The following is a 19,260-nucleotide window of genomic DNA, read 5'->3' on the forward strand; positions in this document are numbered from 1 at the left end:
GAGAAGCCCGCCGCCTCCCACGCCCTGCGCGCCGCGGATGACGCCCTCCTACGGGGCGACACAAGCACGCCCAGGTCCAATGGGTCGACACCGAGGACATCCCGGAGTCCTTCGCGGACACCGCTGCAGGCGCGCGCCCTCCACCAGCAATTCGTGCGCGACGCGGAAGTCTCCTTCGCTGGCTGACAATAGAGCCAAATTGACCGGACTGACACATCCGATCAACCGACTAATCAACCAAAAGAGACATGTCCTCAAGCGCGTTGCAGAACCACGGAATGATCCTCTGTGGTCATTCGCTGGGTGGTGGTCAGGATCACCGAAACGTGGACATACACGGGCACTCGCCCCTGTCTCGGATGGCTGAACTGGGCAAGATCAGCGTTCGGCAGCGCTCTTTAGCTGCGTTGCCACATGGTGGCAGTGAATTCGATCTGAGTGGGGGGTTCGGTGTACGAGTCGCGGTCGCCTCCTACGAAGCGGGTGATCTCAGCGTTAACAATATTCCCCTTATCCGTAGCAAAGCAGAACTTTTGGTGGAGCTTGGTGGGCCATTCCGACATCTTCGCCTCGGTGAAACCGCCAAGGTTGGCACTACGGGCACAGGCTTCTGCGTCGTTTGGTGTCTCATCGATCTGCGCCGCGTTCCGGCCCGCCCGAACCGACAGATAGCCCCAGAGGTCGTTGTTGTAGCTCAGGTCCTGTTCAAGCGGTTGCTCCTGCGACTCTGCGTCCTCCTTCATCTGGTTCCACAGGTTCTCGGCCGTCCGCCGGGGCGGACTGGCCCAACGGCGTGGGAGCGGATAGCGCTTCCGGGAGCCGTTGAACTACTCCCGGCCGGGCGACAACGTGCACACCTACGAGACGTACCGCCTCGTGCATGGCACCGGGCCCATGTGCCGACGCCGGCACGGGTCCAGCACGCCCCTGGAGGTGTGGCCGTTTCGGTGAATCACGTGTGCCGCCAGGGTCCGGGCCGTGCCGGAACACCGACGAGTGACGCGTGGCTCACGCCACGGCGTAGTCGGCGAGCGAGGGTTCCAACAGGCCGAAGGCGGTGTCCGCCTCCACGATGACCGTGGCGGAGATCCGGGCGTTGTCCTGGCCGGCGAGGGTGAGTTCCTGGATCCGCTGGAACAGGGTGCGGTGTACGGAGCCGAGAAGGGCGGCGGCGGTGCGGGGGGTGATGTCGCCGCGGGATGCGCCGACAGCGTCGGCCAGGGCATCGGCCAGGGCCGCCTCGCGCAGGTCGTGCAGATCGCGCAGGCGGGCGGAGAGGGTGGGGCTGTCGGCGACCATGCGGGCGAAGTCGGGGCCGGAGAACCCGGCGACCGGATCGGCATCCGTGGCCGCGTCCAGGAAGGCGCGACGCAGGGCCGACAGAGCCGACTCGCCGACCCGACGGCCTGTCACGGTGCGGGCCAGGGAGGCGGTGAAGGCGTCCTGATGGTCCAGGGCCAGGTCCTCCTTGCGTGGGAAGTAGTTGGTCACCGTCTTCTTCGCCACCCGTGCGGCGGCGGCGATCTCGGCGATGGTGGTCCGCTCGAAGCCCTGGGTGAGGAACAAGCCGGTGGCGACGTCGGAGATGAGCTGCCGAGTCTCTTGCTTCTTCGATTCCCGCAGGCCGGCAGGGGGTGCGGACGACGTGGCGTCTGTAGTCATGAGGCAATCTTACCCTCGTAGCATTTATATGTTGACGCCCCGATGCAGTTCGGGCTAAGTTTACGTCCATCGCAAGTTTTCCACGGAACTAAGAATGGATGTGCCCTTGCTCGAACTCCGCCCTGTCGCCGTTCGAATCGCACCCGTCAAGATCGGCCCGGTCCTGACCGAGCGCACCAGCCGCACCCCGGCCCTGCCTCGCGGAAAGCGCCCCACCCGCGCCATCCCCGCGCCCACCCGCGAAGTTCCCCCGAAGGCCCGCAATCTGCCGCGCCGCGCCGGGTACTGACCTGCACCCACCCGCCACCCGGCCCCCGCCTCCCGGAAACCACAGAGGAGAATCACCTTGCAGATCACCGCCTCCACCGTCTCGCTCACCGTCGACGACGTCGCCACCTCCCAGGCGTTCTTCACCACCCACCTCGGCTACACCGAGCAGGCCGCCGCCGACGGCTTCGCCTCGCTCACCCGGCCGGACGCGGCCGCCGACATCGTCCTGCTCGCCGGCGGCATCGAGATACTGCCGCCCGAGCAGCGGGACCAGCGCGCCTCCGGCCTCATCCTCGCCTTCACCCTCACCGCTGGGATCGAGGACGAGGAGAAGCGGCTGCGCGCCGAGGGCGTGGACATCACCATGCCTCTGCGCGAGGAACCCTGGGGCGAGCGACTCTTCCAGGTCACCGACCCCAACGGCGTGATCGTCCAGTTCGTCGAGTGGGTCACCCCGCCCAGCTCTGAGAACGCGTGACAACCCTCCGCCCCGCTGCGTCACATCGCATCCACATTCGGTACCGCAGGCCCTGATCATGTGGCACGAACCGCAACCCGGCAGCCGCGGCATCCTTGCCCGCTCGGCGAGGCTCATCCGGTCGTGGATGCCGCACCAGATCGAGGTGTCCACCTCGATGCGGCCTCCTTGCGGAACACCGCCTCAGCGATCTGCCCTGTCTGGAACCGCTTGTACCTCGCCCACCCGCCGGCGCGCCTCAGCACGTTGCCGCTCAGCGGTGCGGCCCGCCCCGTGCAGCCCGACCGACCGTAAGGACGCCATGCCCGCCTACGCCATAGCCCACCTGCAAGAGGCCGCACCACACCCGGAGATCGTCGAATACATCGAGCGCATACCCGCCACCTTCGAACCGCACGGCGGCCGCTTCCTCGTGCACGCCACCCAGCACGAGGTGAAGGAGGGCAAGTGGCCCGGACACGTCGTGCTGATCGGCTTCCCCGGAATCGCCCAGGCCCGGGCCTGGTGGAACTCACCCGCCTACCGTGAGATCGCACCGCTGCGCTCACGGCACATCGAAGGCGACATCATCCTGGTCGAAGGCGTTTCCGAGGACTACGACCCGACCGCCACCACAAAGGCTATGCGGGAGGCTCCGTCTGCCGACTGAGACCGACCGGCAAAAGGGTTGCCCTGGGGTGGGTTCAGACGGACGAGAGTGTGCTCTGGGACGCTCGTGTTGAAGCGTCGAGAAGGTCGCTGAGTGACGCGCGAGCCCATCGGAGGTCCGTCATGCGGCTGTCCAGCTCGCGCAGTTGCGTCCGCAGGTGTTCCTGGACGCAGGCATCGAGTTCGGGACCGTCGCCGAGGAAGCACGGCAAGAGATCCCGGATCCCTGGCATCGACGGCATGACAACAACGAAAGCACCCATCTCCCTCTGTGGCTTCCTGCGCCCCAGGCCGGAGCGTGCCGACGAGGTCCGCCGGCTCTTCCTGTACGAGGTCTGGCGTTCCCAAGAAGATCCGGACCGACACAACTCGACCCCGCTGCTGCGCGCCTTCTTGGACCATCTGCTGGATTTCCTCGAAGAAGCCCCTGACGGCTACTTCGACACCATGATCAGCCCGTACCCGACGAAAAACGGCAACTAGTGCCACGTAAGGCCACGTTGGCCCTGGTGTGGGCGTCGTCCGGCTGATGGGCCGGGCGGCTTCGGGCGGTCAGAATGATCGCTTGGCTGAACGTGTGCACGTCGCCTTCTGCATGGACGCGTTCGGCCCGCTCAACCTCCCACGCTGCCGACGGGTCGGGACGTGGGCCGCGGCGAACAATGCCGAGATCGCCTGCACCCCGACCAACAACTCCTGGCTCAACCGCATCGAGGCCCAGTTCACCGCCCTGCGCCACCTCGCCCTCGACGGCACCGACCACGCCAGCCACAAGGAGCAGGGCGGCATGATCCGCCGGTACCTCATCTGGCGGAACAAGCACGCCGCCGACGACCGCCTACGCGCAGTCGTCACCCGGGCCAACGTCTCCTGATGCGGCGCTAGCCGAGATTCAGAACCTCATCGTCCGCGTGCGTGCCGAACTCGGCGACGCGCACCTCCGCGACGTGCTCGTACCGGCTGATCCGGTCGGTCCACTCCGCGTCGACGCCGAACGCCACCTGCGCGAAGCCCACCCGCCTGACCGCCTCGGCCAGGCCGGGATCGCCAGGGGCCAGCAGCCGCACCGGCGCGTCAAGCGCCACGGTGTGCGGCGGCACGAAGTACTCGTCCGGCAAAACGGTGCGCGCATGGATGAGCGCGCCGACAGCGACAACCGAGCCGGCCCCCACCCGTGCGCACTGCAGGACCGTCGCCGCGGTCGCCACGTAGACGCACCTGTCGACCTCGCAGCCCAGCAGCGTGGCATGCGGCCCCACGAAGACGTGGTCGCCGACGAGCACCGGCTGATCGCCGGCGACCGCGGACCCGCGCAATACCGCGTTCTCGCAGATCACCGCCGCCTCCCCGATCTCGATCCGAGACCCCTCGGCATCGAGCACCGCGCCGTACATCACCCGCGCCCTCGGCCCCACGCGGACATCACCGACGAGCGTTGCTGTCGGGGCGATGTAGGCGGTGGGATGGACCTGCGGTTCATGCCCGCGGTGCCGGATGCGGATTCCCTGCGTCTCAGCGATCATGGGCGGACTCTAGTTCGACCGACCACGAGCATGCTGGCGGATTTCCGACGTCGCGTTCACCGAGACGGGCGCCATCCGCGATCTGAGGCGCCGGCTGCTCGGACCGTACGATCGGGCGCCGCATCAGGCAGTGGGCCGAACCAGGCACAGCCCAGCAGGTCCACGCCCCGGCGCCGGCGGGCCTTCCGGTCCGGTGCGGATGGCTGCATCCGCGCCGAACCGGAAGGCCCTCACTCGTTCAGGATCACGCCACCGTGAAACCTGTCATCGACCGCCGGGAAGAGAAGATCTAGTTGAACGGGTCCAGCGTGATGTACGCCTGCTGCGGGTTTCCGTCGTGCACGAGCGATTCGTGCGCGCCGACGTCGTCGAAGGCGAAGCCGTACGCCTTGCCGTCGGCCATCTGGGCGTGGATCTTGGCGGCGTAGTGATTGGTGACCGCGTCCTTGTAGAAGTTCGCGTCACTCGCGTCGGGCTGGTTGGGATTGCTCAACAGCGTCGACCGGTTGTAACCGGCGCACAAAGTGCGGGAGATGGGCCCCCGAACCAGGTCGTTGGGGGCGTCGAGGAGCTTGTAGCAGCCGAAGATGCTGTCCGAGTCGGGCTTCTGGAAGCTGGTGACGACCGCTCCCGAACTGTTGGTGAAGTTCATGGTGTTGCCCTGGACCCGTCCGAAGTACTTCGTGTACGGCTGGTCCGCGAACGGCTGGACGGTCAGCGTCTGCGAGGAGTACTTGCTCCACACCCGGTTGACGTAGTCGTTCATGACGGAGGCCGGCAGCGCCCCCGCCTCGATGCCATGGCCGGGGGCGAGCGCCCGCAGGATCGTCCCGTCGGAGCGGGTCCTGATGAGCCCGCCCCAGCCACCGGACTGGCTGCGCAGCGAGTCGAAGAACGCTTTGTAGCCGCCGGGCTTGAGGTGGCCCGTACTCAGGGTGGTGCCGTTCGGGCGCTTCACCCCGACCGCGTAGGGGGCGGAGAACATGTCGACCTGGGTGCTGTTGATCCACAGGCCGGCGTCGTTGAGCGTGTACTCGGTCCAGTTGAAGAGGATGTTCGCGTTCGGGTCGCTCGGGTTCTGCACCGCGGGCTGCACCAGACCGCCGGTGGTGAGCTTGAAGACCAGCTTCTGCCCGTAGGAGAAGTAGACCCGGCCGGAGAACTTCGGCATCCGGATCGTCTTCGCCTGCCCGTTGGCCGGCCCAGCGATCGACGCGTCGGGAGCGGGCGTCGGGGGGTTGCCCCCGACGGGCCACGGATGGAAAGTGCCGTTCGCGTCGGCCCAGCCCTGACGCCCCGACGAGAGTTCGGTGCCGATGACGTAGACGTGGACCTGATCGCCCCGCCCGGAGTTGTTGGTGAGCGTGAGCGGGATGGTCGCGGGGACGGCCGCAGCCTCGGTGGCGGCGGTGACCTGGGTGGCGACGAGGCATCCACCCGCCAGCGCGAGCGCGGCAATCAGGGCGGCGGCCCTGGGGCGGCGGGCTCGGCGTGTACGGGGGGCGGAAGGAAGGTTGGCAGACAAGCTCTACTCCTCATCCGGAAGGCCGTGCTGTGGAGGTAGCCGGTGCGAGACGCCCGAAGTGGCTTTGAGAGCGCTCTCACGAGAGCTCTTGGAGCGTATCGAGGGGTCAGGGACACGTCAATTGGCTGGTCTGGACCAGAATTCCCCCATCGCCGCCGGGAGCTCGTGCGCTGGTGGCTCCGGCTGATCGTGAACGGCAGCCCGGCGCCCGGCGCGGGCGGTGACCTGATCACGTATGAGGGGCGGCCCACTGGCGGAGTCCGTTGTCGGGGAGGCGGCGCGCCTGCTCCGGAGGCCGGCGTGAAACACGAGCGGCCGGGCCCCCGAAGGAGCCCGGCCGCGCAGGTGTTACGGGGTCAGGTCAGCACTTGCCCGCCGGGCGGTCGCGCTTGACCAGGTTGGTGTAGCCGGTGGTGCCGTCGAGCCACAGGACGCGCTGGCCCTCGTCGGCCACGCCGAGCGCCTGCTCGCCGCGGTTGCAGGACATGCGCTGCGGGCCGCCCTTGCCGTCGGGCGCGACCTGGTACAGCTTCGCCATCGTGTCGTTGGCCCACCACGTGGCCGGCGGGGTGTTCGTGATGGTGACCGCGTCGTCCGAGGCCGTCAGGGTGTAGGCGTAGAGGGAGTCCGCGCCCGCCTCCGGGGTGACGGTGACCGGGTTCGAGCCGTCGAGGTTCGCGCGGCGCACGGCGGCCTTGCCGGAGTCGGTGAGGTCCTTGTCCTCGATCCAGAAGACGCCGTCGTCGGTGATCGCGGTCTGGCCGACGCCCATGACGTCGCCGGCGACGGGCATCTGCGTCTTGGTGCCGGTCACCGCGTCGAAGACCTCGACGCCGAGCTGCATGTTGCCGTTCGCGTCAGGGGCCACCTTGGCGTAGGCGATCTTGCCGTCCTTGATGGAGGCCAGGCCCGAGATGTTGTAGGGGCGGCCGCCGTCGACCAGACCGGTCTCGCCGGTCTTCATGTTGACGTACCGGACGTTCGTGACGCCGAACTGCGGGTTGAAGGCGGTGTACGCGACCCAGTCGCCGTCCACGACGAGGCCGTTGACGTCACTGCCGATCCCGTCGACCACCTTGGCGATCCCGCCCTTGACGGGACGCGCCATGATGTAGATGCCCGTGCTGCTGTAGTCGGCCCACACCACCGTCTTGCCGTCGGTGTTCGCGTAGACGTTGTAGTCGCCGTTGTTGGCGCTCATGAGCTGCGGCTGGCCCTTGCCGGTCGTGTTGCCCATCCACACCGAGTACGGCTCGCTGCCGTCCTCGTTGGAGCGGGAGACGGCGTACTTGCCGCCGCCCGCGCCCACGCCGGTACCGGCGATGTTGACCTTGGAGAGGATCGTGTCGGTGTCGACGCCGAGGGCCTTCTCCCAGCCGGGCGCGATGCCGTGGGCGTCGAAGGACCGCTTGACGATCTTCAGCTGGGCCTTGGTGACACCCAGCTCCTGCGCGGCGGCGATGACCGCGGCGCGGCCCTCGGTGAAGCCGTCCAGAGGGGTCATGTACGCGGACAGGGCGCGGTAGACGATCTGGTCGGCGAGCTCGGCGCCGAGGTCCTGGCGCATGTCCCACAGGGCGCCGGAGAAGATCGTGGAGTTGAGGTGCACCCCGCCGTTGTCGCCGCCGTAGGTGGCGCCGATGAAGTTCTTCGACGTGGTGGCACCGTCATTGAGGTCGCGCAGGGCGCACTCGCGGGGGCTGAGCGTCGTGCACAGGTCCTCACCGAGGAGGCCGGCGTCCGGGTCGTTCATCGACTGGCCGTTGGCCTCCAGGTCGATGGCGTTGCCGAAGTAGTCGGCGAGCGCCTCGTTCATGGCGCCGGACTGGCCCGCGTAGACCAGGTTCGCGGTGTGCTCGACGACGCCGTGCGTCATCTCGTGGCCGACGACGTCGGTGTCCGCGGAGAAGGTGCGGTAGTCACCGCCGCCCTGGCCGTACACCATCTTGGAGCCGTCCCAGAAGGCGTTGTTGTACGGCTGGCCGTTCTGGACGACGCCGACCAGGGAGTAGATGTAGCCGTCCTTGCCGTCGAGGCTCTTCCGGCCGAAGTGGTTCTTGTAGTAGTCGTAGACCTTGCCGGCTGCCCAGTGGGCGTCCACGGCACCGGAGTTGGTGTACTCCTCGCCGAGGTCCGGGGTGGCGGGCTGGAAGTACTTGACGCCGGTGGGCCAGACTCCGGAGGCGCTGCCCGCCTCACGGCCGCGGGCGTCGTAGGTGGCGATCATGGGGCCCTCGTACGGGGAGTCGTCCGCGGCCCGCTTGCTGTAGTCGATCATCTGCAGGAGACCCTTGGTGTCCTTGTACAGATTGATGTCGACCTTCTGGCCGTTGTAGCGGACCCCGCTGCCCTTGACGACGAGCTGGTCGGCGGCAGCGGCGGAGGCGTCGGCGGGAGCCGCCGCGCCCTCCGTGGCGCCGGAGGCCGTGCCCGTGGCACCGAAGGTCTTGATGCCGCTGTACTGCATGACCGGGAAGCCGGAGTGTGCGTCGATGTACACCTCCTGCTGGACCGGCGAGCCGTCGGCCGGGTTGGTGCCCGTGACGGTGATGTGGCGGGTCAGCACGCCGGTGCCCTGCGGGAGGATCGTGACGTCGCCGGCGCTGCCCTTGAACTCGGCCTCGGCCTGCTTCTCGCCCTTGGCCGGGGCACGCAGGAGGCCACCGGCGAACTGGGTGGAGACGGCGCCGACCGCCCGCTCGATCGCGGTCTTCTCGGAGACCTTCGGGGTGACCGTGTCCAGCTTCAGCTTCGTGAAGTAGTTGCCGGAGGTGCCGGTGACGGCGCGCTTGCCGCCCTTCTTGGTCATCCGGACGAGGTACTGGCCGCCGAGGACCTCGACGCCCTTGTACTTCTGCTGGAGACGGACCGTCTCCTTGCCGCCCTTCTCGGTGGTGGTCCCGACGGAGGTCAGGTCCTTGGCCGAGGTGTCGGCGATGTGGTAGCGGCCCTTCTTGGCCTTGAGGTGGCCCCGGGCGGCGTCGGCCGCGGTGCCGGAGGCGGCGACCTCCTCGTGCAGACCGGTGACGAGCGAGGGGGTGTCGGTCTCGCTGCCGGGCGTGGTGTCGGAGGCGGCGGGGGCGGCCGCCGCGGTGTCGGCGTGTGCTGCCGGCATGGCGGTGGCCATCAGGCCCGCCGTGGCCAGCAGCGCGGCTATGCCCTGACCGACAACGACGCCGGTGCGGCGCCCCTGGGAGCCAGCTGCTCGTCTGCGTACTGAAGTCCGCACGGTGTTCCTCCGGTTGCCACAAGGGCGTGAACGGTTATCGGATGCCGTCATGGAAGACCCGGAGCGGGATGTGAACAATGCGTTCCACCTGCAGACTTCTGTACGTGCACACTTGTGTGGCCTGCACGCAGCGGCGAAAATCGGCTGGTGAAATGGGCTGATCTGGACGAACAGTGGCAGGCCCTCGGGCTCGGAGCGGACGAACTCCGGGTGTACGAGGCCCTGCTGAACACCCCCGGCGACACCACCCGGTCCGCCCTCGCCCAGGGCGTCGCTCTCTCGCCCCGGCAGCTCCGCCACGCGCTGGACCGCCTCGACGAGCGCGGCTTCACCCGCCCCGCCCGGGGCTCCGGGCTGCCGGTCCCGGACGCCCCGGCCACCGCACTGCGCAACCTCATCCATCTGCACCAGGCGGAACTGCTCAGGCGTGAGGCGGAGTTGGAGGAGCTGACCGGCTCCGTGGACCGGATCGCGGCGCAGCTCATGTCCGCCTCGCACACCCCGCGCACCCTGGGGATCGAGACGCTGCGGGGGCGGAAGGCGATCGCCGAGCGGGTGACCTCGCTGGTGGTGTCGGCGACCGAGGAGGTGGCCCTCCTGGACCGTCCCCCGTACGCCGCGAGCGAGCCGGACGGCATGCCCGAGCCGATCAACATGGCCGAGCCGGTCCGGCGCGGGGTACGGGTGCGGGCCGTGGTCGACCGGGAGGGGCTGAGCTTCCACGGGCGGGCGCGCGGGCTGAACGTGCTGGCCGCGGAGGGGGTGCAGATCCGGCTCGGCATGGCCCTGCCGACGAAGCTGATCACCGTCGACCGCCGGATGACGCTGCTGCCGCCGACCGACGCGGCCGACCCCACCGCCACCGCCCTGGTGGTCAGCGACGCGCTGCTGAGCAACGCGCTGGTGCCGCTGTTCGAGGCGGTGTGGGAGCGGGCCGTACCGATCGGCTCGGTCGACAACGGCCAGGTCACGGACGAGGACCGGGAGCTGCTGACGATGTTGTCCTCCGGCCTGAAGGACGAGGCGATAGCCCGCCGCCTGGATGTGCACGTCCACACGGTCCGCCGACGCATCAGCCGCCTGATGCAGGAACTGAAGGCGGAGACCCGCTTCCAGGCCGGCGTACAGGCGGCTTCGCGTGGGTGGCTGACGCTTTAGCGGCGCCCTTCCCCCGTACGCTCACCCCTCCCGGCGCGTCCGCAGAAACGTACCGGCGAGCAGCGCTCCGGCCAGGACCAGCGCCGAGTTGACCAGGACGGCGACGGAGACCCCGGAGAGCACGCCGTCCGGGCCGGTGTCGCCCAGCGCGGTCATCCGGGCGGTCGCGAGGGCGCTCATGACCGGGATGCCGAGGGTGATGCCGACCTGCTGGGTCATCGTGGCGAGCCCGGTCGCGAGGCCCTGTTCCTCGTCGGGGAGGCCCGAGGTCGCGGTGACCATGAAGCCGACGATCATCAGCATGTTGCCGATGCCCCCGATGAACGTGGCGGCCAGCAGCAGCCAGATCCAGGCGCCCGAGGTCCCGAGCGCCACCAGCGAGAGCGTGGCGAGGGCCTGGACGACTCCCCCGGCGACGATGGTCCTCCGGTTGCCGAAGCGGCCCACCACCCGGCCGCCGAGGGTGCCGCCGATCACGGTGCCGATGCCCAGCACTCCAAAGGCGAGACCGGTCGCGAGCGGGGTGTAGCCCAGGACCTCCTGGAGGTAGAGCGTCAGCAGGAAGACCAGGGACGTCTCCGTGACGAAGGCGATGAGCCCGGTGGCGTTGCCCCAGATGACGCTGCGGCGCTTGAGGATGCGTACGGGGACGAGCGGCGCGGTCGCCCGCTTCTCCACGAACCAGAAGGCGACGAGCAGGGCGAGTCCGGCGAGGAGCGCGGCGAGGGTGGCGGGGGTGGTCCAGCCGGTCGTCCCGGCCTGGGTCAGCCCGTAGACGAGGAGCAGCAGGCCGCCGGTGACGGCCGCGGCGCCGGGGACGTCGAGCCGGGGGCGCTCGGCGGGGCGGGAGTCGGCGATGACGGCGGGGGCCAGGGCGACGACGAGGGCGGCGACGGGGACGTTGACCAGGAAGGCCCACCGCCAGGAGAGCAGGTCGGTGAGGAGCCCGCCGAGGATCGCGCCCGCGGTGAACCCGGCGGACATCAGGGCGCCGTTGAGGCCCAGGGCACGTTCGCGCAGCGGGCCCTCCTTGAACGCGGTGGTCAGCAGGGCGAGCCCGGCGGGCGTGACGGCGGCGGTGGCGAGGCCCTGGAGCACGCGGGCCGTGAGCAGGGTCTCCGGCGAGGTGGCCAGGCCGCCCAGCAGCGAGGACAGGCCCAGGACCGCCATGCCCGCGATGAACAGGCGCTTACGGCCGACGAGGTCGGCGACGCGCCCGAACAGCAGCGTGAACCCGGCGGCGGCGAGGGCGAACGCGGTGGCGATCCACTGGAGGTCCTGGAGCGCGAAGCCGAGCCCTTCCCCGACGACGGGCAGCGCGACGTTCAGGATCGAGAAGTCCACGGCGATCATGAACTGGGCGCCGAGGAGCAGGGCCAGGACGAGCTTCTGGCGCCCGGTCATCCGGGCGGGCGGCGGCGGTACGGAGGCGGTGGGGGCGGGGCGTGACGGGGTGCGGCTGGGCGCGGACATGGTCGTCCCTCCTCGGACGGAAGCTGAACGGACGGAAACGGAACGGACGGAAGCTAAACGGTTCCGTGGTTCCGTTAAGATGGAGTGACCGTAGCAGAGGAATGCTTCCTAATGGAACTGGAGACCCGTTATGCCATCCGAGAGCGTGGAACCGGGCACCGTACGGCCCGGCGGGCGGACCGCCCGGGTGCGCGAGGCCGTCCTGCGCGCGGCGGGCGACGCACTGGCCGAGCACGGCTTCGACCGGCTCGACCTCGCCGATGTGGCGCGCCGCGCGGAGGTCGGCAAGACGACCGTCTACCGGCGCTGGTCCTCGCCCACCGGTCTCATCGCGGACCTGCTGGACGACATGGCCGAGCAGTCGTCGCCGCGCGCGCGGACCGGCTCGCTGGAGGGTGACCTCAGGGCGAACGCGCGGCTGGTGCTCAAGACGCTGACCGATCCGCGCCAGGGCGCGCTGTTCCGCTCGGTGATCGCGGCGGCCACCTGCGATCCGCGTACGGCCCAGGCACTGCACCGCTTCTACGCGATCCGGGTCGAGGAGTGGGCCGGCTGTGTCACCGAGGCCGTCGAGCGGGGCGAACTGCCGTCCGGGACCGACGCGGACGAGGTCGTACGCGCGGTCTCCGCGCCGCTCTACTACCGCCTGCTGGCCAGCGGCGGCCCGCTGGACGAGGCAGCCGCCGACCGCGCCGCCGACGCGGCGGTCCTGGCGGCGAAGGCGGGGGCGTACGTGGTGTGAGTGCGGGGTGCTCTGCGGAGGCGGGCTCGGGGCTTCCGGGCCGGGCGCCCCGGTCCGCCGCCCCGCCCTACCCCGCGAGTGCCGCCCGCAGCCGGACCGCCCACGGGTGGTCCGCGCCCTCGGCCAGGGTGATCGTCTCGGCCAGCCAGGCGCGTCCGTGGTCGTCCAGGACCGGCAGCGCCTCCTCGAAGTCCCGCTCGTCCTTGGGCCTCCGGGACGTGGACTTGTAGAGGAGCTGGATCCCGGGCGCGAGGTAGGGGACGCCGTCCGGCGAGACCCGGCCCAGCCGCTCCAGCGGCAGGCGGACCCGGGGGTCGCGGCGGAACACCCAGTCCTCGCCGTCCGTGTCGTCCAGCATGAACTGCAACCGCCACGGCTCGTCCGGCCCCGGGCGGCACCAGATGTCGTGGACTCCGGCGGGCAGGGTCTCGCCGGGGCGCCAGGGCCGCAGCGTGCCGGGCGGATCGGCGGCCCACCACTCCCAGCCGGCCAGGACCCGCTGCGCCTCCGCCTGGTCGCGGCGCAGCAGGAGCACGTCGATGTCCCCGTGCGCCCGGTAGGCGCGGCCCACCGCCAGCTCGACCGCGTACCCTCCGGCGATCCACCACGGGGCGCGCAGCGGGGCGAGCAGGCGGACGGCATCGGCGAGCGGCGGCGGGTCCCAGACGCCCCAGGGGGTTTCCGTGCGCACGGCGGTCAGTCCTGCTTCAGGAGGTGGCGGTAGCTGTCGGGGTGCTCCCGCAGATAGGTGGCCAGGTCCGTGGCGGGGCGGCCGGTCAGTGCCGGGACGGCGTCCGAGACGGTGTCCATCTCCCCGGCCGCGATGGCCTCGTACGAGGTGACCCAGCCGGCCACCTCCCAGTCCTGGGCCCCGTAGCCCGCCCGTGAGGCGTACGCCTCCTCGCGGGTCTCCGGCACATAGCTGACGGCCCGTCCGGTGACCCGGCCCAGCTCCTCCGCCGCCTCGGCGAGGGTGAACGCCTCGGGGCCGGTCAGGTCGTAGGTGCGGCCGTCGTGCGAGGGGCCGGTCGCGTCGGTGTCCGCGAGGAGCACGGCGGTCGCGGCGTCGGCGATGTCCTCGTGGGCGACGGCGGCGACCCGGCCGTCCCCACCGGGGCCGCGCAGCACGCCGTCGGCGCCGGTCATGGCGGGGAGCCCGGCGAGATACCAGCTGTCGCGCAGGAAGGTGTACCGGACGTCGGCGGTCCGGATGTGCGCCTCGGTGTGCCAGTGGTCCCTGGCGAAGGTGAAGGTGGCGTCGGGGGCGGCGCCCAGGAAGGAGACGTACACGATGCGTTCGACCCCGGCCGCGACCGCCGCGTCCACCGCCGTCGTGTGCTCCCGGACCCGGTCGGGGCTCTCGTGCGCCGAGACGAGGAACAGGGTGTGCGCCCCGGCCAGGGCGCGCCGCATGGCCTCGCCGTCGCCGTAGGGCGCGGGCGGTGCGAGGTCGGCGCCCGGGAGGGCGGGCAGCCGGGACGGGTCGCGGCCGAGCAGCCGGACGGGGACGCCGGCCCGGGCCAGCCGGGTCGCGACGCGGCCGCCGAGCGCGCCGCTCGCCCCGGTGACGGCGGTGGGCGGGCCGCTGGTGACGGGCCCGGAGGCGGGGTCGGGGCTCATGCGGGGGTGCCCTCCTCGGACGGCCAGGGGCGCACCTCGACGACCGCGTCGACGGGAAGCGGTCCGTAGAGGTGCGGGAACTCCTCGCCGCCGGGCGCGGCCGCCTCGTACCGCAGGGGTGCGGTGAGCCGGGCGGGGTCGATGACGAGGACCACGAGCTCCTGGTCGGCGGCTCCGGCCCGGCTCTCAGCGCCGTACAACAACTCGGCCACACCGGGGAGCTGGTGGGGCAGCGAGCAGTGGATGAAGCCCTCTTCGTGCAGGGTGCGGCCGCGGGTGGACATCTCGTACGTCCCGATCCCGCGCGCCGCCTCCCAGAGCGGTCCTTCGGTGAGGTGCAGCAGTTCGGCCATGGGCCGAGGCTAACGCCGTGACGTGCCTCGGGCCGGACCCTGTGGATAACTCCTCGCCGCGTCGGCGCGGCGGCCGCTCCTCAGCCCGCCAGGAGCTTCGCCTCCGTCTCCGGGGCGAGGCCCACGGCGGGGCGGTCGGGGCGCTGCGGAGCCGTACCGCCCAGCTCGCGCAACCAGGCCCAGGTGTCCGCGACGGTCTCCTCGACCGGGCGGCAGCGCAGCCCGTTCGCGTGGGCGAGCCCGACGTCGCCCTGGTGGAGGGCGTCGTACGTCTCCCCCGGCGGCAGCCACACCGGCAGGTCGGTCCACGGCTCGACGCCCGCCGCGAGGATCTGCTCCGCCGGGGTCCAGCGCAGTTCGGCGTCCGAACCGGTGGCGCGCACGCAGGCGTCGAGCAGTCCGCCCATGGTGGTGTGCCCGGGCCTGCTGACCAGGTTGTACGGGCCGTGCAGCCCGCGCTCCGCCGCGTCGAGCACCCAGTCGGCGAGGTCGCGGGCGTCGATGTACTGGATGTCCGCGTCCGGGGTGCCGGGGGCCAGGACCGGGCCGCCGCGGGCGATCCGGTTCAGCCACCAGGGCAGTCGGCCGATGTTCTCCCAGGGGCCGAGGATCAGGCCCGCCCGGGCGAGGAGGGCACGGTCGCCGAAGGCGTCCTGGGCGGCCAGTTCGCCGCCGCGCTTGGCCAGGGCGTACGGCTGGTCGTCACCGGCGTCCGGCGAGGCGCCCGCGACCACGGGGCCGTCCTCCGGGAGGCCCGCCGGGGTCGGGTGGGCGTAGACGGAACGGCTGGATATGTATGTGTAGCGGGCGGCTCGGCCGGAGAGCAGCCGGGCGGCGTCGCGCACCGCCGAGGGCGCGCCGCTCCAGGTGTCGACCACCAGGTCCCAGGTGGGGCCCTCGCCGTCCGGGGCCCCAGCGGCGGCGAGCGCGGCCAGGCCGTTGCTGCCGGTGGTGCGGTCGCCGATGATCTCGGCGGTCCCGGGCGGGGGCGCGTGGTGGCCCCGGTGGAAGACCGTGACCTGCCAGCCGCGCGCGAGGGCCGCCTCGGTCACGGCCCGGCCGACGAACTGCGTACCACCCAGCATCAGAAGCCTCATGTCCCCGACTCTGCCCTGTCGCGGCCCGGTCCGGAACGGCACACGCTCTCGGCTGAATTACCCGGAAGCGGGAACTCCCCGGGCACGCCGCCGGGCCGGACGCCCCGGCCTCAGGAGAGGGCCAGCGGGCTGCGGTGGCGCAGCAGCCACTGGTGGTATCCGGCCACCCGTCGCGCCGCATCCCGGTAGGCGGCCTCCAGTTCCGCGTAGACCGCGGTCATGTCCGCGCCGGGCCGGGAGACCAGGAGCAGCCGGACCGCGAGCGGGTCGTCGCGCAGCGGGCGGATCGCCATGTCGTCGCGGGGGCCCGAGGTCGGCTGGCAGGGGGCGACCGCCTCGCCGAGGACGACGAGGGAGGCGGCGGTGAGGTAGTCGCCGTGGAGCACGACGGGCGCCAGCCCGGCTTCGCTGAACATCCGGCGCAGTCCGTCCCATTCGCCGTCCACCGTGGGGTCGACCATCCACCGGTCGGCGGCCAGGTCCGCCAGCTCGACCACGGGCAGCGCGGCGGCCGGGTGGTCGCGGGCCATGGAGACGAACTGCGGTTCGCGGTCCACCAGGACCCGCTGTTCCAGCCCGTCCGGCACGGCGAGCGGGCAGCCCTCCACCTCGTGCACGAAGGCCACGTCGAGCCGGCCCGCGTCGACCGCGCGGAGGAGGGCGTGGGCGGAGACGTCGACCCGCAGCGAGATGTCGGTCCCGGGCAGCCTCACCCGCAGCCGGCGCAGCCAGCCGCCGATGACCCGGCTGGCGGTGCAGCCGATGCGCAGCCGGGGCCCTTCGACGGCCGCGGCCTCCGCCTTCGCGTCGCTGACCAGGGCGCTCAGGCCGTCGACCAGGGGGCGGGCGCGGCTGAGGACGGCGCGGCCGAGGAGGGTGGGGCGGCAGCCGGTGCGTTCGCGGCTGAAGAGTTCGGCGCCGAGCGCGTTCTCGATCCGGCGCAGCTGGGTGGTGAGCGCGGGCTGGCTCACGCCCAGGGTGCGGGCCGCCCGGTGCAGGCTGCCGCTGTCGGCGATGGCGCACAGCGCCCTGAGGTGTCTCACCTCAAGCTCCATGGTGCCGAGATTAGGGCGGGCCGTCCGGGCGCACCATGGGCCGTAACCCTGTCAAAAGCGAGCAATTCAGCGGTGGTTGGGCATGGGGGCCGCATACGTGCACGAGATGTGCACACGAGGGCGATAGGGCCGCGTTATCACCGGCTGACATCATCCGCGCGGGCTCCGCTTCCCCGACACTCACTCCGTACCGTCCCCGTCCGAGTCCGATCATCGGACGGGTTCCTCTGACAGGTAACTGGTAGGAGACCCCCCACATGAGACACCCCAGGACCGTCATGTCGGCCGTGCTCGGACTCGGCCTCTCGCTCGCCGCCGCATTCGGCACCGCCCCCGCCGTCGCCGCTCCGGACGCCTCCGCCACGGCCCCCCACGTGGCGTTCACCGGCCCGTCCGACTCGCACGAGAGCGCCGCCGCCAACAAGGCGTTCTTCGAGGCGGTCATGAAGTCGGTGGCCGAGAAGCGGGCCGCCAACCCGGGCGCCCAGTCCGTCACCATCGTCTACAGCACCGCGAACGCCCCGAGCTTCCGCACCCAGATAGCCAACAGCGCGTCGATCTGGAACGGCTCGGTCTCCAACGTCCGGCTCCAGGAGGGCTCGAACGCCGACTTCACGTACTACGAGGGCAACGACCCCAGCGGCTCGTACGCCAGCACCGACGGGCACGGCAACGGCTACGTCTTCCTGGACTACGCCCAGAACCAGCAGTACGACTCGACCCGGGTCACCACCCATGAGACCGGGCACGTGCTCGGCCTGCCGGACCACTACTCGGGGCCGTGCAGCGAGCTGATGTCCGGCGGCGGTCCCGGCCCGTCCTGCACCAACCCGTATCCGGACGCCAATGAGCGCAACCAGGTGAACTACCTCTGGCAGAACGGCTTCGCGGCCGCGCTCGCCGGCGCCCGTTCCTGACCTGTTCCGCTCGCACGCGCGCCGATGGGCCGCCCCGCAGGACGGGGCGGCCTGTCGGTGTGCCGTCAGCCGGTGCCGTATTCGGTACGGACCAGGGTCAGCAGTTCGTCCACCGTGAGCCCCAGGCCCCGGGCCTCGCCGACGGTCTCGCGGACCCGTTCGAGAAGGCGGGCGCGGTGCGGGGACGCGCCGTCCGCGATGGCTGCGCCCCGGCCCCGGCGCAGCTCGATCAGGCCCTCCTCGCGCAGCCGCTGGTAGCCCCGCAGCACCGTGTGCACGTTGACGCCGAGCGATTCGGCCAGGACGCGGGCGGCGGGCAGCCGTTCGCCGGGGGTCGCCGCACCGTCGGCCACGGCGCGGCGCACACAGGCGGCGATCTGGTCGCCGAGCGGCACGGTGGAGGTGGGGTCGACCCGGAAGAGCATGGTCAGTGGTCCGTTCGGCGCTGGTCGATCAGGGTGTTGAGGAGCGCGGCCCCGGTCGCCGAGTCGTCCACGGTCACCGCGAAGTCGCGGCCGTTCGTCAGCCGGGCCACGATGCCCTCCCCCGACCGGATCATGACACCGCTGCGCCCGGGACGGATGCGGTAGCCCCAGCCGCCGTACTCGGCGAACGGCCTGATGTCGCGGCTGGCCGCCGCCTCTATCCGGTCCAGCGGGACCCGGATACGCGGCCGGGGGAGCAGCCCGGAGACGGTGATCCCGCGCCGGTCCACGGTGACGTACGGGCGGGCGAAGGTCGTGAGCAGCACGCCGATGACGAGGGCCGGCAGGGCCGCGGGCCAACCGGCCGTGAACAGTATGGTGACGCCGGCCCCGATGACCAGGAGCGCGGTGAGCGGCAGCCACCAGGAACCGGCGCCCCGGCCCCACCCGGCGACCTCCCCGGCGCTCAGCGCGATGCGCGCGCCGTCGCCCTCGGGGCCGTCGTCCGCGACCGGTTCGGGGACGGGCGTCAGCATCGCCGCGAGGTAGCCGATCCCGAAGGCGACGACGCCCACCCCGAAGGCCGCGGCCATGTGCCACATGGGGAAGTGGACGTCCTGCCCCCGGCCCTGCGCGTCCTCGACGGCGTCCACGTTGATGAGGAGCACGGCCCCCATGAGGTAGCCGAGGAAGGCGGCGAAGGCGTACCCGAGGCCGACCATCACGCGGTAGGCCGTGCCGGCGAACTTCCCGAACCCCGTCATCAGCGCCCACAGGAGACCGATGCCGAGCAGTACGAGTGTGGTGACCACGAGGTACGAGGTCTGGCCGGCGTAGTCGTCCACCCGGCCGTTGCCCACGAAGTGGCTGGCCAGTTGCGAGGGCAGCCGGTCCCGGCGGGTGGCGAAGAGCAGCAGGTCGACGGCGAGCGCGAGCAGGAACGGCAGGGCGGTGAGCACCACGCGGCCGATGGATTTCAGGTTCATCAAAACCTCCCTTGTTCGCATGTTAGTAGAACAATGGAGGTGGTCGCAATGAAGGTGTCGCCCTTGACCAAGGGGTACGCGGGTGGCCAGGCGCCCGGC

Annotated in this window: 20 protein-coding genes and 1 pseudogene; 8 read left to right on the forward strand and 13 right to left on the reverse strand. The window is 71.0% G+C overall.

Annotated features, from left to right (window positions below; genetic code table 11):
- Positions 1–398 precede the first annotated feature (398 nt).
- Positions 399–743, reverse strand: a complete 345-nt coding sequence (locus OG867_RS08900; RefSeq protein WP_406284129.1) for a hypothetical protein — start codon at positions 741–743, stop codon at positions 399–401.
- A gap of 265 nt (positions 744–1,008) precedes the next feature.
- The gene (locus OG867_RS08905) at positions 1,009–1,662 is read right to left on the reverse strand and encodes a TetR/AcrR family transcriptional regulator (protein ID WP_406284131.1); all 654 of its coding nucleotides are present in this window, start codon (positions 1,660–1,662) and stop codon (positions 1,009–1,011) included.
- 94 nt (positions 1,663–1,756) lie between these two features.
- Between OG867_RS08905 and OG867_RS08910 the strand changes: the two genes are divergently transcribed.
- The 5 genes and pseudogenes from OG867_RS08910 to OG867_RS08930 all read left to right on the forward strand — a co-directional run.
- Positions 1,757–1,951 carry a hypothetical protein gene (locus tag OG867_RS08910; protein WP_328902274.1) on the forward strand — a complete coding sequence of 65 codons (195 nt, stop codon included), beginning with the start codon at positions 1,757–1,759 and terminating at the stop codon, positions 1,949–1,951.
- A 57-nt stretch (positions 1,952–2,008) separates the two neighbouring features.
- Complete coding sequence (locus tag OG867_RS08915; protein ID WP_328902273.1) at positions 2,009–2,410, forward strand: VOC family protein; 402 nt, start codon at positions 2,009–2,011, stop codon at positions 2,408–2,410.
- 301 nt (positions 2,411–2,711) lie between these two features.
- On the forward strand, positions 2,712–3,059 hold the full coding sequence (locus OG867_RS08920; protein ID WP_406284134.1) for a DUF1330 domain-containing protein: 348 nt from the start codon (positions 2,712–2,714) through the stop codon (positions 3,057–3,059).
- Between the two features lie 239 nt (positions 3,060–3,298).
- Entirely contained in the window at positions 3,299–3,541 is a 243-nt protein-coding gene (locus OG867_RS08925) for a hypothetical protein (RefSeq protein ID WP_328902271.1), read from the forward strand.
- A gap of 130 nt (positions 3,542–3,671) precedes the next feature.
- A pseudogene (locus tag OG867_RS08930) lies at positions 3,672–3,932 on the forward strand (transposase); the annotation flags it as partial.
- A 7-nt stretch (positions 3,933–3,939) separates the two neighbouring features.
- Here the strand turns inward: OG867_RS08930 and OG867_RS08935 are convergent.
- The 3 genes from OG867_RS08935 to OG867_RS08945 all read right to left on the reverse strand — a co-directional run bounded on the left by OG867_RS08935 (position 3,940) and on the right by OG867_RS08945 (position 9,335).
- Positions 3,940–4,581, reverse strand: coding sequence for an acyltransferase (locus OG867_RS08935; RefSeq protein WP_328902270.1), 642 nt, complete (start codon positions 4,579–4,581; stop codon positions 3,940–3,942).
- Positions 4,582–4,870: 289 nt separating this feature from the next.
- On the reverse strand, positions 4,871–6,106 hold the full coding sequence (locus OG867_RS08940) for a glycoside hydrolase family 64 protein (RefSeq protein ID WP_406284136.1): 1,236 nt from the start codon (positions 6,104–6,106) through the stop codon (positions 4,871–4,873).
- Between the two features lie 361 nt (positions 6,107–6,467).
- Positions 6,468–9,335, reverse strand: a complete 2,868-nt coding sequence (locus OG867_RS08945; RefSeq protein WP_406284138.1) for a M4 family metallopeptidase — start codon at positions 9,333–9,335, stop codon at positions 6,468–6,470.
- 147 nt (positions 9,336–9,482) lie between these two features.
- Between OG867_RS08945 and OG867_RS08950 the strand changes: the two genes are divergently transcribed.
- Entirely contained in the window at positions 9,483–10,493 is a 1,011-nt protein-coding gene (locus tag OG867_RS08950) for a LuxR C-terminal-related transcriptional regulator (RefSeq protein ID WP_406284140.1), read from the forward strand.
- A gap of 21 nt (positions 10,494–10,514) precedes the next feature.
- Here the strand turns inward: OG867_RS08950 and OG867_RS08955 are convergent, their stop codons facing one another.
- Positions 10,515–11,966: an MFS transporter gene (locus OG867_RS08955; protein ID WP_406284142.1), complete on the reverse strand. Its 1,452-nt coding sequence runs from the start codon at positions 11,964–11,966 to the stop codon at positions 10,515–10,517.
- 130 nt (positions 11,967–12,096) lie between these two features.
- On the opposite strand from OG867_RS08955, the gene OG867_RS08960 reads away from it, so the two are divergent.
- Positions 12,097–12,708, forward strand: a complete 612-nt coding sequence (locus OG867_RS08960) for a TetR/AcrR family transcriptional regulator (protein WP_406284144.1) — start codon at positions 12,097–12,099, stop codon at positions 12,706–12,708.
- A gap of 67 nt (positions 12,709–12,775) precedes the next feature.
- Here the strand turns inward: OG867_RS08960 and OG867_RS08965 are convergent, their stop codons facing one another.
- From OG867_RS08965 to OG867_RS08985, 5 genes are all read right to left on the reverse strand, one after another.
- Positions 12,776–13,399: a nucleotidyltransferase domain-containing protein gene (locus OG867_RS08965; RefSeq protein WP_406284146.1), complete on the reverse strand. Its 624-nt coding sequence runs from the start codon at positions 13,397–13,399 to the stop codon at positions 12,776–12,778.
- A 5-nt stretch (positions 13,400–13,404) separates the two neighbouring features.
- Positions 13,405–14,328 carry an SDR family oxidoreductase gene (locus OG867_RS08970; RefSeq protein WP_406284148.1) on the reverse strand — a complete coding sequence of 308 codons (924 nt, stop codon included), beginning with the start codon at positions 14,326–14,328 and terminating at the stop codon, positions 13,405–13,407.
- Positions 14,325–14,681, reverse strand: a complete 357-nt coding sequence (locus tag OG867_RS08975) for a DUF952 domain-containing protein (protein ID WP_328902262.1) — start codon at positions 14,679–14,681, stop codon at positions 14,325–14,327. Before OG867_RS08975 ends, OG867_RS08970 begins: the two co-directional genes overlap by 4 nt.
- Positions 14,682–14,761: 80 nt before the next feature.
- Complete coding sequence (locus tag OG867_RS08980; protein WP_406290846.1) at positions 14,762–15,766, reverse strand: NAD-dependent epimerase/dehydratase family protein; 1,005 nt, start codon at positions 15,764–15,766, stop codon at positions 14,762–14,764.
- Between the two features lie 122 nt (positions 15,767–15,888).
- Positions 15,889–16,833 (reverse strand): LysR family transcriptional regulator, encoded by a 945-nt coding sequence (locus tag OG867_RS08985; RefSeq protein ID WP_406284150.1) that lies wholly within the window; start codon positions 16,831–16,833, stop codon positions 15,889–15,891.
- 257 nt (positions 16,834–17,090) lie between these two features.
- Here OG867_RS08985 and snpA point away from each other — a divergent pair, with 257 nt between their 5' ends.
- Positions 17,091–17,750, forward strand: a complete 660-nt coding sequence (gene snpA / locus OG867_RS08990) for a snapalysin (protein WP_406284152.1) — start codon at positions 17,091–17,093, stop codon at positions 17,748–17,750.
- A gap of 65 nt (positions 17,751–17,815) precedes the next feature.
- On the opposite strand, the gene OG867_RS08995 is transcribed toward snpA, so the two are convergent.
- Together OG867_RS08995 and OG867_RS09000 are read right to left on the reverse strand one after the other, a co-directional pair.
- On the reverse strand, positions 17,816–18,175 hold the full coding sequence (locus tag OG867_RS08995) for a GntR family transcriptional regulator (RefSeq protein ID WP_406284154.1): 360 nt from the start codon (positions 18,173–18,175) through the stop codon (positions 17,816–17,818).
- Positions 18,176–18,177: 2 nt separating this feature from the next.
- Positions 18,178–19,161, reverse strand: coding sequence for a DUF1648 domain-containing protein (locus tag OG867_RS09000; RefSeq protein ID WP_406284156.1), 984 nt, complete (start codon positions 19,159–19,161; stop codon positions 18,178–18,180).
- Between the last annotated feature and the right edge of the window lie 99 nt (positions 19,162–19,260).

This window comes from Streptomyces sp. NBC_00209 (assembly GCF_045206345.1).
Lineage (GTDB): Bacteria > Actinomycetota > Actinomycetes > Streptomycetales > Streptomycetaceae > Streptomyces.

What these genes read in the sequence shown, in the direction of transcription:
- OG867_RS08900 (WP_406284129.1), bottom strand. Translation starts at nt 743, where the DNA reads ATGAAGGAGGACGCAGAGTCGCAGGAGCAACCGCTTGAACAGGACCTG.
- OG867_RS08905 (WP_406284131.1), bottom strand. Translation starts at nt 1,662, where the DNA reads ATGACTACAGACGCCACGTCGTCCGCACCCCCTGCCGGCCTGCGGGAA.
- OG867_RS08910 (WP_328902274.1), top strand. Translation starts at nt 1,757, where the DNA reads ATGGATGTGCCCTTGCTCGAACTCCGCCCTGTCGCCGTTCGAATCGCA.
- OG867_RS08920 (WP_406284134.1), top strand. Translation starts at nt 2,712, where the DNA reads ATGCCCGCCTACGCCATAGCCCACCTGCAAGAGGCCGCACCACACCCG.
- OG867_RS08925 (WP_328902271.1), top strand. Translation starts at nt 3,299, where the DNA reads ATGACAACAACGAAAGCACCCATCTCCCTCTGTGGCTTCCTGCGCCCC.
- OG867_RS08935 (WP_328902270.1), bottom strand. Translation starts at nt 4,581, where the DNA reads ATGATCGCTGAGACGCAGGGAATCCGCATCCGGCACCGCGGGCATGAA.
- OG867_RS08955 (WP_406284142.1), bottom strand. Translation starts at nt 11,966, where the DNA reads ATGTCCGCGCCCAGCCGCACCCCGTCACGCCCCGCCCCCACCGCCTCC.
- OG867_RS08960 (WP_406284144.1), top strand. Translation starts at nt 12,097, where the DNA reads ATGCCATCCGAGAGCGTGGAACCGGGCACCGTACGGCCCGGCGGGCGG.
- OG867_RS08970 (WP_406284148.1), bottom strand. Translation starts at nt 14,328, where the DNA reads ATGAGCCCCGACCCCGCCTCCGGGCCCGTCACCAGCGGCCCGCCCACC.
- OG867_RS08975 (WP_328902262.1), bottom strand. Translation starts at nt 14,681, where the DNA reads ATGGCCGAACTGCTGCACCTCACCGAAGGACCGCTCTGGGAGGCGGCG.
- OG867_RS08980 (WP_406290846.1), bottom strand. Translation starts at nt 15,766, where the DNA reads ATGCTGGGTGGTACGCAGTTCGTCGGCCGGGCCGTGACCGAGGCGGCC.
- OG867_RS08985 (WP_406284150.1), bottom strand. Translation starts at nt 16,833, where the DNA reads ATGGAGCTTGAGGTGAGACACCTCAGGGCGCTGTGCGCCATCGCCGAC.
- snpA (WP_406284152.1), top strand. Translation starts at nt 17,091, where the DNA reads ATGAGACACCCCAGGACCGTCATGTCGGCCGTGCTCGGACTCGGCCTC.
- OG867_RS08995 (WP_406284154.1), bottom strand. Translation starts at nt 18,175, where the DNA reads ATGCTCTTCCGGGTCGACCCCACCTCCACCGTGCCGCTCGGCGACCAG.
- OG867_RS09000 (WP_406284156.1), bottom strand. Translation starts at nt 19,161, where the DNA reads ATGAACCTGAAATCCATCGGCCGCGTGGTGCTCACCGCCCTGCCGTTC.